Consider the following 12,758-nt stretch of genomic DNA (forward strand, 5'->3'; position numbering starts at 1 on the left):
GACCCGTGAAGATCCTGCACACCTCCGACTGGCACGTCGGCAAGGTCCTGAAGGGGCAGTCCCGCGCCGAGGAGCACAAGCAGGTGCTCGCCCAGGTGATCGAGATCGCCAGGGCCGAGCGGCCCGACCTGGTCATCGTGGCCGGCGATCTCTACGACACCGCCGCACCCACCCCGGAGGCGACCCGGCTGGTCACCCGGGCGCTGACCGCGCTCCGGCGCACGGGCGCGGACGTGGTGGCGATCGGCGGCAACCACGACAACGGCCCAGCCCTCGACGCGCTGCGCCCCTGGGCCGAGGCGGCCGGCATCACGCTGCGCGGCAGCGTCCGGGACAGCCCGGCCGAGCACGTCATCGACGGGGTCACCGCCGGCGGTGAGCGCTGGCAGCTCGCCGCGCTGCCCTTCCTCTCCCAGCGGTACGCCGTCCGCGCCGTGGAGATGTACGAGCTGACCGCCGCCGAGGCCAACCAGACGTACGCCGACCACCTCGGCCGGGTCCTCGCCCGGCTCGCCGAGGGCTTCACCGAGCCGGACCGGGTGCACCTGGTCACCGCGCACCTGACCGTGGTCGGGGCGAGCACCGGCGGCGGCGAGCGGGACGCGCACACCGTCCTCGGCTACGCGGTGCCGGCCACCGTCTTCCCCGGCAACGCCCACTACGTGGCGCTGGGCCACCTGCACCGCTCGCAGCGGGTCATCGGTCCCTGCCCGGTCCGCTACAGCGGCAGCCCGCTCGCCGTCGACTTCGGCGAGCAGGAGAACGTCGGCTCGGTGACGATCGTCGAGGTGACCGCGACCACGGCCGCCCAGATCCGCGAGGTGCCGGTTCCCGGGGCCACCCCGTTGCGCACGGTCCGGGGCACCCTGGCCCAGCTCGCCGAGCTCGACGCCCCCGAGGGCTGGCTGCGCGTCTACGTCCGCGAGCAGCCCCGCGCCGGGCTGCGCGAGGAGGTGCAGGAGCTGCTGCCCCGGGCGCTGGAGATCCGGATCGACCCGGAGCTGGTGCCCACCCCCGGCAGCGGCACCCGCACCGCCCAGCGGGCCGGCCGCTCGCCGCGCGAGCTCTTCGCCGACTACCTGGGCAGCCGGGGCCATGTCGACGAGGGCGTCCAGGAGCTCTTCGACGAACTGCTCGAGGAGGCCGATCGCTGATGCGACCGATGCGACTGGACCTGGCCGGCTTCACCGTGTTCCGCGAGGAGACCACCGTCGACTTCACCGACGCGGACTTCTTCGCGCTGGTCGGGCCGACCGGCTCCGGCAAGTCGACGGTGCTCGACGCGATCTGCTTCGCCCTCTACGGCACCGTGCCCCGCTGGGGCGGCACCCGGGGCCTGGCCAACGCCCTGGCACCGTCGGCCACCGAGGCGCGGGTGCGGCTGGTCTTCGAGTCCGCCGGCGACCGCTACGTGGCGACCCGGGTGGTCCGCCGGGACGGCCGGGGCGCGGTCAAGACCGCCAACGCCGGGCTCCAGCTGATGCCTCCCGGGTTCGACGTCACCAAGCTCGACACCGGGCTCAGCCCGGACGACCTCGGCGAGGTGGTGGCCGGCACCCCCGCCGAGATGGAGCAGGCGGTGCTGGCGGCGGTCGGGCTGCCGTACGAGCAGTTCACCAGCTGCGTGGTGCTGCCGCAGGGGCAGTTCGCCGACTTCCTGCACGCCAAGCCGGCCACCCGGCAGCAGATCCTGGTCAACCTGCTCGGGCTCGGCATCTACGAGGAGGTGCAGAAGCGGGCCACCGAGCGCGCCGGCCAGGCCGAGGCGAAGCTGGAGGCGGTCGACAAGATGCTCGGCGGGCTCGCCGACGTCGACGACGCCACGCTGGCGGCGGCGCAGGAGCGGGTCGACCGGGTGCGGGAGCTGGCCGGGGCGGTGGCGGCGGCCGTACCGGAGCTGGAGCGGGCCCGGGCCACGGCGCGCGAGCAGGCCGCGGCGCTGGCGGCGCTGGATGCGGAGCTGGCGGTGCTGGCCGGGGTCCGGCCGCCGGACGGGATCACCGAGCTGGCCCGGGCGGTGGCCGCGGCGCGCGGGGCGGCCGACGAGGCCGCGGCGGCCGTCGGGCTCGCCGAGGAGCGCGAGGAGAAGCTGCGCGGCGAGCTGGCCGGGGCCGGCGACGAGAGCGCGCTGCGGCTGCTGCTCAGGACGCACGGCGACCGGGAGCGGCTGACCGGCGAGCTGGCGGCGGTGGCCGCGGCGGTGGCCGCGGCGCAGACCGAGCACGACGCGGGGGCCGGGGCGCTCGCGCAGGCCCGGGCGGCCGCCGAGCGGGCCGAGGTGGAGTTGGACGCGGCGTTCCGGGCGCACGAGGAGGCGAAGGCCACCGACCAGGCGGTGGCGTTGCGGGCGCACCTGGTCGAGGGCGCCCCCTGCCCGGTCTGCGAGCAGGTGGTCCCCCGGGTGCCGGCGGTGCCCGAGGGGTCGGCGGTGGCCCGGGCGGTCGCGGCCGGCAAGGCGGCCCGGGCGACCAGCGAGGCGGCGAAGCGGGTGGTGCAGGAGCGCGACGCCGCCGCCCGCGAGCTGGACCGGGTGCTGCTGCGCGCCCGGACCGAGCACGACCAGCTCACGGCCCGGCTGGCCGAGCTGGACGGGCAGCTCGCCGACGCCGCCGCGCCGGAGACGCTGCGCGAGGCGCTGGCCGAGCACGCCCGGCTGCGCCGCGCGCTGGAGGAGGCGGCGGGGGCGGTGCGCGCCGGCCGGGACGCGGCCCGCCGGGCCCGGAGCGCGCTCGACGGCGCGCAGGATCGGCTCCGCCGCGCCTGGCGCGACTTCGACGCCGTCCGGGACGGGCTGGCCCGGTTCGGCCCGCCCGCCGCCGACCGGGAGGACGTGGCCGCCGCCTGGGCGGCGCTGGCCGGCTGGGCCGGCGAGGAGGCCGATCGGCGGCGGGTCGACCGCCCCGGGCTGGCCGCCGCGGTCGGGGCGGCCGAGACGGCCGCGGGTGAGGTCGCGGAGCGGATCGCCGGGCTCTTCGCCACCGCCGGGCTCGACTCCGGCGACGACCCGCTGCGCGACGCCGCGGTGGCGGTGGAGCGGGCCGAGGCGGAGCTGCGCCGGCTGGCGGAGCGCCGGGAGCAGGCCGCCGAGCTGCGCGAGCAGCGGGCCGGTCACGAGCGGGCGGCCCGGGTGGCCCGGGCCCTGGCCGGGCACCTGCGGGCCAACAACTTCGAGCGCTGGCTGCTGGCCGAGGCGCTGGACCTGCTGGTCGACGGCGCCTCGCGGATCCTGCGGGAGCTCTCGGGCGGCCAGTACGACCTGGTGCACGACAAGGGCGAGTTCTTCGTCGTCGACCACCACGACGCCGGGCTGCGCCGGGGCGTGCGCACCCTCTCCGGCGGCGAGACGTTCCAGGCGTCGCTGGCCCTGGCGCTCGCGCTGTCCGAGCAGCTCGCCGGGATGTCGACCACCGCGGCGAGCCTGGAGTCGATCGTCCTGGACGAGGGCTTCGGCACGCTGGACGCGGCCACCCTGGACACCGTCGCGGCCACCCTGGAGAACCTGGCCGCCCGGGGCGACCGGATGGTCGGCGTGGTCACCCACGTGCCGGCGCTCGCCGAGCGGATCCCGGTCCGCTTCGAGGTCCGCAAGGACGCCCGCACGGCCCGCGTCGAGCGGACCGGGCTGTGAACGGACCGCGGCTCTTCGTCGACGCGTGGGACCCGGCGTACGGGGCGTCGTTCGAGGCGGGCGGCGGGGGCGGCCCGGCGGCGCAGAGCAGCGCCCAGGTCGACGCCGGCGTCGAGCTGCCGGCGACCGACTGGCGGGCGATCGGCGTCCGGCGGGACGTGCCCGCCCCGGACGTGGTGCTGCTGGTCGACGGGGTACGCCGGATCGACGCCAGCGTCTGGACGGCCGAGGACGACGGGGGCTCGTTTCCCGGCATCGCCGCCTCGTACGCCGCCGGGGTGGTCCGCTGCGACCTGGAGCGCGGCGCGGCCGAGCTGGCCGGGGCGAAGGTGGGCCGGGGGCTGTTCACCGCCAGCCCGTCCGCGCAGGACGTGGTGGCCGGGCCGATCCGCTACCCGGTGCACCGGGTCGGCGGCAGCGGTGAGCTGAGCAAGCTGCCGGCGGCCGTGCAGGCGCCGCTGACCGCGCTGGAGGTGGCGGTCTCGGACGCGGCGCGGACCGACGGGGACCTGCTGGTGGTGGACGGGCCGCTGCGCAGCCGCCGCCAGTTGCCGCGCACCCTGGGCTACATCAAGACCCAGCACAGCCAGTACCTGGACGCCCGGCTGACCGCCGTGGTCACCGGCCTGGCCCCGGGTGAGCGTTGCCCGGTGTTCCGGCTGGGCACCGCGTGGGGCGGCTACTCCTGGTATCTCCGGCTGCCGGTGTCCGGCGGCGCGCCGTGGGCGGGCATCGTCCGGGTGGAGTGCTCGGCGGAGCTGACCGAGACCGAGGCGATCCAGCTGGCCGACCTGTCCCTGGTCACGCTTCCCCGGTTCGCCTCCACCCCGTACAAGGATCCGCGGGCCCCGCAGAACCTGATCCCGATCGCCGGCCTGGAGCGCCGGCTGCGCGGGATGCTCGGCGACGCCCGCCTGCTGCACCGGGTGCTGACCGCGGCGGCCCGGGAGATCCGGCGCTGATGGGCCGCCGACGCGGCGCCGACCGGGTGGTCGAGCAGGTCGACACCGGGCAGGCCGAACTGGTGCCGGACCCGGACCGGCCGGGTTCCTGGACGCTGCTGCTGGACGGCGCCCCGCAGTCCCATGTGGACCTGACGGATCCGACCCACCTGGAGTTCGAGTACGTCCGGCGGCTGGCCGCCGCCGTCGACCTGGTCGCGCCGCCCGGCACGCCGCTGCGGGTGCTGCACCTGGGCGGGGGCGCGCTGACCCTGCCCCGATATGTCTCCGCCACCCGCCCGGGCTCCACCCAGCGGGTGTCCGAGGTGGACGGTGCGCTGGTGGAGCTGGTCCGCCGGGCGCTGCCCTGGCCGAGCGACCCGCGGCTGCGGGTGCGGGTGGGGGACGCCCGGGCCACCCTGACGTCCAGCCGGGACGCCAGCTACGACCTGGTCGTCGCGGACGTCTTCGCCGGCGCCCGCACCCCGGCCCACCTGACCTCGGTGGAGTATGCCGCCGAGGTGGCCCGGGTGCTCCGTCCCGACGGCTGCTACCTGGCCAACCTGGCCGACGGCCCGCCGCTGCGGCACGCCCGCGCCCAGGTTGCCACGGTGCGGACGGTGCTGCCCCGGGCCTGCCTGGTGGGGGACGCGGCGGTGCTGCGCGGCCGGCGGTACGGCAACCTGGTGCTGGTGGCGTCCCGGGTGGAGCCGCCGGTGCCGGAGCTGACCCGGCGCGCGGCCGGCGACTGGTTCCCCGGCCGGGTGGTGGCCGGGGCCGAGCTGGACCGGTTCGCCGGCGGCGCCCCGGTGGTCCGGGACGCCGACGCCACCGACTCCACCCCGCCACCGCCCGGAATTTTTTCCGTGCGTCGTTGATCCGCCGGGCGGACCGCTCCGTATCACCGGGCGGCCATGCCCGTGGGGGCCGGCTGATGTCATTGGACACCGGAGGTCTGCATGCATGCGGTGGCGGCCGGCTGGCACGGCGCGGTGGCGAGGCCCGAGTGGATGTTCGCCCGGGCGCAGCCCCATTCGCGCGCGTCCCGGTCGGGCCGGGGGGTCGACGCCCGCTCCGCGGATCGCCAGAATGATCCGGTGCCGCCGCGACCGGCGCCCGGGCGCCACCAGGCGACGTCCACCGAGGCGAGTCATTCCGACCAGCTGATCCGGCTGTTGTACGCGGAGCATGCCGGGCCGCTGCTGATGTTCGTGATGCGGTTGACCGGTGGGGACCGGCAGCGCGCCGAGGACATCGTGCAGGAGACCCTGTTGCGGGCGTGGCGCAACGCGCACCGGCTGGGCATCCAGGGCCAGGGCTCGCTGCGCCCGTGGCTGGTGACGGTGGCCCGGCGGATCGCGATCGACGAGCACCGCAGCGAGCAGGCCCGGCCGGCCGAGACGTACGACCGGGATCTCACGGCGTTCGCCGAGGCGGACAGCACCGACCGGGTGCTGCGCACGATGACCGTGGCGGACGCGCTGCGCACGCTGAGCCAGTCGCACCGGGAGATCCTGGTGGCGACCTACTTCCGGGGGCGTACGGTGCCCGAGGCGGCCGAGGAGCTCGGTCTTCCGCTCGGCACCGCGAAGTCGCGCGTCTACTACGCGCTGCGCGCGCTGCGCACGGCTCTGCAGGAGAGGGGGGTGACGGAATGAGCCGGGCAGATCACATGGATGTCGCCGCGTACGCGCTCGGCGTGCTGGACCCGCAGGACGCGGAGCGGTTCGAGGAGCATCTCGCCACCTGCTGGGCGTGCGCGGCCGAGTTGGAGACGATGGTCCCGGTGGTCGGCCTGCTCTCCGGCATCGACGGCGAGACGATGATGGCGCTGGAGCAGACCCACACGGATCCGGCGCTGCTGGACCGGACCCTGATGGCGGTCCGGCGGGACCGGCGGCGGACCCGGATGCGGCAGCTCTTCGCCACCGCGGCAGCGGTGGTGGCGTTCGGGAGCCTGACCGGGGTCGGCCTCGCCACGGTGTTCGACGACGGCGGGCGGATCCCGCAGGCCGAGCCCACGTCGAGCGTGCCCGTGCCCACCGCGGCGCCGACCACGTCGTCCGACCCGAACGGCTCGGGCACAGGGGGCAACGAGCACGAGGGCGACGAGCACCGGGCGATCGACCCGGGCACCGGGGTGAAGACCTTCATGTGGCTCGCGAAGAAGGAGTACGGCACGCAGATCGACGTGCAGCTGGCCAAGCTGCCCGGGCCGCGCACCTGCCGGCTGGTGGTGATCCGCAAGAACAACACCAGCGAGGTGGTGTCGACCTGGTCCGTGCCGGGCACCGGCTACGGGACGAACAGTCACAGCACCCCGCTGGAGCTGAGCGCGTCCACGTCGGCCCCGCTGGACGAAATCTCCAAGATCCAGGTGCAGTCGATCGACGTGGGCGGGATCGCCACTCCGCTGGTGACGGTGGCTGACATCTGATCCCACGGGGACGGTCGGCGCCGGGCAGCGACGCGCCCGGCGTCGTTTCGGCGTGTCCGGATCGGGTCGCACTCGATGTCCTCCCCTACGTACCGCGGACCGGATCGGTTCAACGAGTCCACTGTGAAATGGAGCACCTTTTTCTCTTCAACCTTGACAGCACGCCGCTCCGTACTACCGGGCGAACTGCCAAGATTGAGGAGGGCACGTGGCACACCTGAAGCGGACGACCGTCATCGTCGCGAGCGCGATGGTCGCACTAACGGCCTGCGCCCCAGCGGGCTACAACGGGGCGAACTCGAGCGCGGCCGAGCCGGTCGCCGTCGCCGCGGCCGAGCCCACCGCGACGGCCGAACCGGAGGCCACCGCGACCGCGGACGCCCCCGCCAACGAGCCGGCCGCGCCCCCGGCCGACGTGCGGCTCACCGACCAGTTGGTCGGCAAGAAGCTGCCCCGGATGGGCCAGGTGGTGACCGACCAGGACGGCTGGGTCCTCTACCGCTTCGACAAGGACTCGGCCGACCCGCCGCAGTCCAACTGCGTGGACAAGTGCGCCCAGGTCTGGCCGCCCGCGCTGACCGACGGCAACCCCCAGCTGCAGGGCGTCTCCGACGAGAAGGTCGGCACGGTCACCCGCCAGGACGGCACCCGGCAGATCACCATCGGGGGCTGGCCGGTCTACCGCTACATCGGGGACAAGAAGCCCGGCCAGTGGAAGGGCCAGGGCGTCGGCGGCACCTGGTTCGTGGTCGACACGAACGGCAGGAAGAACCTGACCTGCCTGCCCACCGGCACGCCGAAGGCGGTCGCCCCGCCGGCCTCGGGCGGCTCGGACAGCGGCGGCTCCGGGTACTCGTACTGATCCGACGTCGCCCCCGGACACGGTGGCCGGTCGCAGCCGGGGAGGGCGCGGCCGGCCGCCGTCGTGACCTGGACGCCCGGCGTAACCGGCAGCGCCCCGCGTCCCGGCGCGGCGCCGGCCCGACCCGGGCCGGCGCCGCGGACGTGCCCAGGTCACCCGGCGCCTCTCGGGTCCCGCCCCCGCCGACGCGACGCGGCGGTGTCGCCCGTCACGGCGGACCCGCGTGGCAGAGTGGCGGGGTGACCTCCCCCGCCGCCCGCCGGACGCTGCGCCCACCGGCCGGTTACCGACTGGCCCCGTCGGTGCGCGGGCTCACCTTCAGCCCGTACGACCCGTGCGCCCGGGTCGTCGCCGGCACCTTCTGGTGGGCCACCCGCACCCCGGCCGGACCGGCCACCCTCGCGCTGCGCCCCGCCGCCGGGGAACTCGTGGCCGAGGGGTACGGCCCGGGCGCCGAGCAGGTGGTCGAGCAGGCCGACGGGGTCGCCGGGCTCCGCGACGACCTGACCGGCTTCGCCGACCTCGCGGCGGCGCACCCGCTGGTGGCCCGGCTGGCCCGGGACCACCACGGGCTGCGGATGCCGGCCACCGGGCAGGTCTTCCCCCGGGTGCTGCGGGCCGTGCTGGAACAGAAGGTCACCGGCAAGGAGGCGTACCGGGCGTACGCCGCGACCGTCCGGTACTTCCGGGAGCCGGCGCCCGGGCCGCTGCAACCGCTGCTGCTGCCGCCCACCGCGGCGGCCGTGGCGGCCGCACCATACTGGGTCTTCCACCCGTTCGGCGTGGAGCAGCGCCGGGCCGACACGCTGCGCCGCGCGGCCGCCGTCGCGGACCGGCTGGAACGCTGCGCCGACGCCGCCGAGGCGACCCGCCGGCTCACCGCGATCCCCGGGATCGGGCCGTGGACCGCCGCCGAGGTGGTCCGGATCGCGTACGGCGACCCGGACGCGGTCAGCGTCGGCGACTACCACATCCCCAACACGGTGGCCTGGGCCCTCGCCGGCGAGCCGCGCGGCGACGACGCCCGGATGCTGGCCCTGCTGGAGCCGTTCCGGGGGCACCGCGGCCGGGTCTGCCTGCTGCTGGAGGCGGCCGGCATCCAGGCGCCCCGGTACGGCCCCAGGGCGACCATCCGCTCGTTCGCGCGCTACTGAGCCGCGCAGAGCCGGCGCAGGGTCCGCCCCAGCCACCAGGCGTAGGCCTGCTGGACGGCCCGGGCGACCGGCCCGGCCGCGCGCACCCACCAGCGGGCCGGGCGGCTGAACGCGGTCACCTCGAAGAAGACCCCGCCGGCCTCCCGCAGCACCAGGAACGCCTCCTCGCCGACCTCGGGATGCCCGGGCAGCGTGCCGTAGCCGAACCCGGCCCGGTCCGGCTCCGCCACCGCCCAGACCACCTCGGTGGGGCCCCAGACCCGTAGCGGCCCGACCCCGAGCCCCGGGGTGACCCGGACCCCCGCCTCCGCGCGCGGCGCCCCGGTGCGCATCACCACGCCCGCCGCCCGGTGCAGCCGCCAGCCGAGCACCGCCTCCGAGGCGGTCGGGAAGCAGCCGTCCGGCAGCCGGACCCGGTGGCGCAGGTGGTGGTAGCCGGCCGGCAGGCGCCCGTCGCGGGTCGCCCCCACCTCGGGGTACGTCAGCTCGGGCACGGGCGGCCACCTTTCCGGCTGCGGGACACCGCCAGGGTACGGGCGGGACGGGTGGCCCGCCCGACGCCGGCCCGGCGGCCTGTGGTGGGCTGGCCGGGTGACCGAGCAGGTGACCATCGCCCCGGCCGGTGTCCCGGACGCCGGCGGGCTACGCGGCCTCGCGCAGGTCGGCCAGGCCGACCGGGGCGTGCCGGCGGAGCAGTTCCTCCAGGTCGGCCACCGAGGCCACCTCGCCGATCACGTTGGCGCCGCCGCCGTGCTCCGGGCGGTAGCGGTGCACCAGCCGGTAGCGGTACCGACCGCGGATCAGCTCCACGCTGACCCGCCACCGCCCACAGCACCCGCAGATCCACTCCGGCACGCCGCGACGGTAGCCCTGACCTGCGGTTTCGCCATCCGGTCAGGGGTGACGAAGGGGTCCCGGCCGGGACACGCGGCCCGGCACCGCCGGTGATCTGCCTCACGACCGTCGGAGGCGTCTGATTGACTGTCGCCGTGGACCTGCCGATCAATCCGCCGGTCGAGCCGATGCTGGCCAAGAGCGTGCCCCAGCTTCCCACCGCCCCCGGGATGACGTACGAGCCGAAGTGGGACGGATTCCGCTGCATCATCTTCCGCGACGGCGACGAGGTGGAGCTCGCCAGCCGGGGCGGCAAGACGATGACCCGCTACTTCCCGGAAGTGGTCGAACAGGCGCGCCGCCAGCTCCCGCCGAGATGCGCGGTCGACGGCGAGCTGATCGTGATCCGCCGGGACGGGCCCGGCGGCCAGCCGAGGCTCAACTTCGAGCTGCTCGCCCAACGGATCCACCCGGCCGCCTCCCGGGTGAAGCTGCTCGCCGAGACCACCCCGGCCGACTTCGTCGCCTTCGACCTGCTGGTCCTCGGCGACGAGCTGCTCACCGACCAGCCCTACCCGCAGCGCCGGGCCCGGCTGGAGCAGGCGCTGGCGGGGGTCCGCCCGCCGGTGCACGTCACCCAGGTGACCACCGATCCGGAGACGGCCCGGCGCTGGTTCGAGGTGTTCGAGGGGGCCGGGCTGGACGGCCTGATCGTCAAGCCGGCCGACCTGCCCTACGAGCCGGGCAAGCGGCTGATGTTCAAGGTCAAGCACGCGCGCACCGCCGACGTGGTGGTGGCCGGCTTCCGCTGGCACAAGTCCGGCCCGGTGGTCGGCTCGCTGCTGCTCGGCCTCTACGACGACGCCGGCGTGCTGCACCACATCGGGGTGAGCTCGTCCTTCACCGCGGCCCGGCGCAAGGAGCTGCTGGCGGAGCTGGAGCCGTACCGGGACGTCGACGGCGGGCACCCGTGGGTGCACGGCGACCACGAGCGGGGGCAGCGCATCCCGGGCGGGGTGAGCCGGTGGACCGGCACCCGCAACCTGGAGTGGGAGCCGCTGCGCCCGGAGCTGGTCGCCGAGGTCGGCTACGACGCGATGGAGGGCGACCGGCTGCGGCACACCGCCCAGTTCGCCCGCTGGCGCCCTGACCGGGATCCCCGCTCCTGCACCTATGACCAGCTGGAGCGCCCGATCCGCTACGACGTGGACCAGGTGCTGCGCGGCGATCCGGCGGCGACCGTCGGCGGCGCGCGCGGCCCGGCGTAGCGTGGCCGTCGACACGATCATGGAAGGCGCCGAGGTGACCCGCTTCTCCGACCGGATCCGCCGGATCCGGCCCGCCCTGGCCGGCTTCGCCGCCGCGGTGCTGCTCACCGCCGGCTGCACCCTGCCGGCGATCGCCCCCCGGACGGAGGGTCAGGGCGAGGCGGCCGCCCCGGGCACCGCCCCGACCTGGCGCGCCTGCCCGGAGGTCCCCGACGAGCTGGTCGGGCGGGGGGCGCCGGGCATGCGCTACGAGTGCGCGCGGATCGCCGTGCCGCGAAACTGGGGCAACGGCGCGACGGCCGGGCCGGGCGCCGGGGAGACCTTCGAGATCGCGCTGATCCGGATCCGGTCGAACCGGCAGCACGACCGGATCGGCTCGCTGGTGGTCAACCCCGGCGGGCCGGGCGCCTCCGGCGTGGACACCGCCGTCTACCTCTCGTTCGGCTCGGGGTTCGGCGGGCTGCCGCCCGCGGTGACCGACCGCTTCGACATCGTCGGGTTCGACCCGCGCGGGGTGGCCCGGTCCAGCCCGGTGAAGTGCATCCCCGACGCCGACCTGGACGCCAGCTTCGGCTACGACCCCGATCCGGAGAGTCAGGCGTCGTTCGACGGCTTCGTCGACCTCAACAAGCGGGTCGGGCAGCGGTGCGGCGCCAAGTACGGCGACCAGCTCCCGCTCTACGGCACCGAGCAGGCCGCCCGGGACATGGACGCGGTCCGCGCGGCGGTCGGCGACGAGAAGCTCAGCTACCTCGGCTACTCGTACGGGACCCTGCTCGGCGCGGTGTACGCCCAGCTCTACCCCCAGCGGGTGCGGGCCCTGGTGCTCGACGGCGCGGTGGACCCGCAGCAGAAGCTGATCGCCGGGTCGGAGAGCCAGGCGAAGGGCTTCGAGCGGGCCTTCGACAACTTCGACCGGTGGTGCGCGGCGAACGCCGGGAGCTGCCCGCTCGCGCCGGACGCCCGGGGCGCGGTCACCGCCGCCATCGACAAGGCCAGGGTCTCCCCGGTGCGGGGCCGGGACGGCCGGGAGGCCACCGCGGGCTGGGTGTTCTACGCGGTCATCTCCTCGCTCTACACCGAGTCGGGCTGGCAGGAGCTGGCCCGGGGGATCGACTCCCTGCAGGGCGGCGACCCGACCGGGGTGTTCAAGCTCGCCGACGCGTACGCGGGCCGCGAGGAGGACGGGCACTACAGCAACCTCTTCGACGCGAACATGGCGGTGAACTGCGCGGACGAGACGGAGAAGCCGACCCGCGAGCAGATCCGCCAGCTCCAGTCGCAGTGGCGGCAGAAGTACCCGCTGTTCGGCCCGGCCCTGGCCGTGGGGATGCTCGGCTGCGTGGAGTGGCCCGGCGGGCGGGACCCGTACCCGACCGGCAAGGCGGCCGGGGCGCCGCCGATCGTGGTGGTCGGCACCACCGGCGACCCGGCCACGCCCTACGAGCAGACCGCCGCGCTGGCCTCGATGCTGAGTGTGGGGCGGGTGCTCACCTGGGAGGGTGAGGGGCACACCGCCTACCCGCAGACCGCCTGCGTCACCGCCGCCGTCGACGCGTACCTCATCTCGCTCACCGTTCCCCGGGCGGGGCTGCGTTGCCCCGCCCGGTGACGGGCGGGTGAGGGTCAGCGCT

At 75.8% G+C, this 12,758-nt stretch carries 12 protein-coding genes; 10 read left to right on the forward strand and 2 right to left on the reverse strand.

The window, feature by feature from the left end; all coding sequences use genetic code 11:
• The first annotated feature begins 5 nt into the window (after positions 1-5).
• The 8 genes from Q2K19_RS02360 (at position 6) to Q2K19_RS02395 (ending at position 9,022) form a co-directional block, all read left to right on the forward strand.
• Positions 6-1,154 (forward strand): exonuclease SbcCD subunit D, encoded by a 1,149-nt coding sequence (locus tag Q2K19_RS02360; RefSeq protein ID WP_302767211.1) that lies wholly within the window; start codon positions 6-8, stop codon positions 1,152-1,154.
• Entirely contained in the window at positions 1,154-3,628 is a 2,475-nt protein-coding gene (locus Q2K19_RS02365) for an AAA family ATPase (RefSeq protein ID WP_302767213.1), read from the forward strand. Before Q2K19_RS02360 ends, Q2K19_RS02365 begins: the two co-directional genes overlap by 1 nt.
• Positions 3,625-4,590 (forward strand): hypothetical protein, encoded by a 966-nt coding sequence (locus Q2K19_RS02370; RefSeq protein WP_302767215.1) that lies wholly within the window; start codon positions 3,625-3,627, stop codon positions 4,588-4,590. Before Q2K19_RS02365 ends, Q2K19_RS02370 begins: the two co-directional genes overlap by 4 nt.
• On the forward strand, positions 4,590-5,447 hold the full coding sequence (locus Q2K19_RS02375; RefSeq protein WP_302767216.1) for a spermidine synthase: 858 nt from the start codon (positions 4,590-4,592) through the stop codon (positions 5,445-5,447). The genes Q2K19_RS02370 and Q2K19_RS02375 overlap by 1 nt, the downstream gene beginning before the upstream one ends.
• Before the next feature lie 81 nt (positions 5,448-5,528).
• Positions 5,529-6,227 carry a sigma-70 family RNA polymerase sigma factor gene (locus Q2K19_RS02380; protein ID WP_302767217.1) on the forward strand — a complete coding sequence of 233 codons (699 nt, stop codon included), beginning with the start codon at positions 5,529-5,531 and terminating at the stop codon, positions 6,225-6,227.
• The gene (locus tag Q2K19_RS02385) at positions 6,224-7,006 is read left to right on the forward strand and encodes an anti-sigma factor family protein (protein ID WP_302767218.1); all 783 of its coding nucleotides are present in this window, start codon (positions 6,224-6,226) and stop codon (positions 7,004-7,006) included. The genes Q2K19_RS02380 and Q2K19_RS02385 overlap by 4 nt, the downstream gene beginning before the upstream one ends.
• Positions 7,007-7,214: 208 nt before the next feature.
• On the forward strand, positions 7,215-7,868 hold the full coding sequence (locus Q2K19_RS02390; RefSeq protein WP_302767219.1) for a COG4315 family predicted lipoprotein: 654 nt from the start codon (positions 7,215-7,217) through the stop codon (positions 7,866-7,868).
• A gap of 239 nt (positions 7,869-8,107) precedes the next feature.
• Entirely contained in the window at positions 8,108-9,022 is a 915-nt protein-coding gene (locus tag Q2K19_RS02395) for a DNA-3-methyladenine glycosylase family protein (RefSeq protein ID WP_302767221.1), read from the forward strand.
• On the opposite strand, the gene Q2K19_RS02400 is transcribed toward Q2K19_RS02395, so the two are convergent.
• Positions 9,016-9,516 carry a DUF1990 family protein gene (locus Q2K19_RS02400; protein WP_302767222.1) on the reverse strand — a complete coding sequence of 167 codons (501 nt, stop codon included), beginning with the start codon at positions 9,514-9,516 and terminating at the stop codon, positions 9,016-9,018. The genes Q2K19_RS02395 and Q2K19_RS02400 overlap by 7 nt on opposite strands.
• A 148-nt stretch (positions 9,517-9,664) precedes the next feature.
• Positions 9,665-9,877, reverse strand: a complete 213-nt coding sequence (locus Q2K19_RS02405) for a hypothetical protein (RefSeq protein ID WP_302767224.1) — start codon at positions 9,875-9,877, stop codon at positions 9,665-9,667.
• Between the two features lie 134 nt (positions 9,878-10,011).
• Between Q2K19_RS02405 and Q2K19_RS02410 the strand changes: the two genes are divergently transcribed.
• Together Q2K19_RS02410 and Q2K19_RS02415 are read left to right on the forward strand one after the other, a co-directional pair.
• Positions 10,012-11,124 (forward strand): ATP-dependent DNA ligase, encoded by a 1,113-nt coding sequence (locus Q2K19_RS02410; RefSeq protein ID WP_302772211.1) that lies wholly within the window; start codon positions 10,012-10,014, stop codon positions 11,122-11,124.
• 19 nt (positions 11,125-11,143) lie between these two features.
• Positions 11,144-12,736 (forward strand): alpha/beta hydrolase, encoded by a 1,593-nt coding sequence (locus Q2K19_RS02415; protein ID WP_458329374.1) that lies wholly within the window; start codon positions 11,144-11,146, stop codon positions 12,734-12,736.
• Positions 12,737-12,758: the final 22 nt, after the last annotated feature.

The sequence above is a fragment of the Micromonospora sp. NBRC 110009 genome, assembly GCF_030518795.1.
Lineage (GTDB): Bacteria > Actinomycetota > Actinomycetes > Mycobacteriales > Micromonosporaceae > Micromonospora.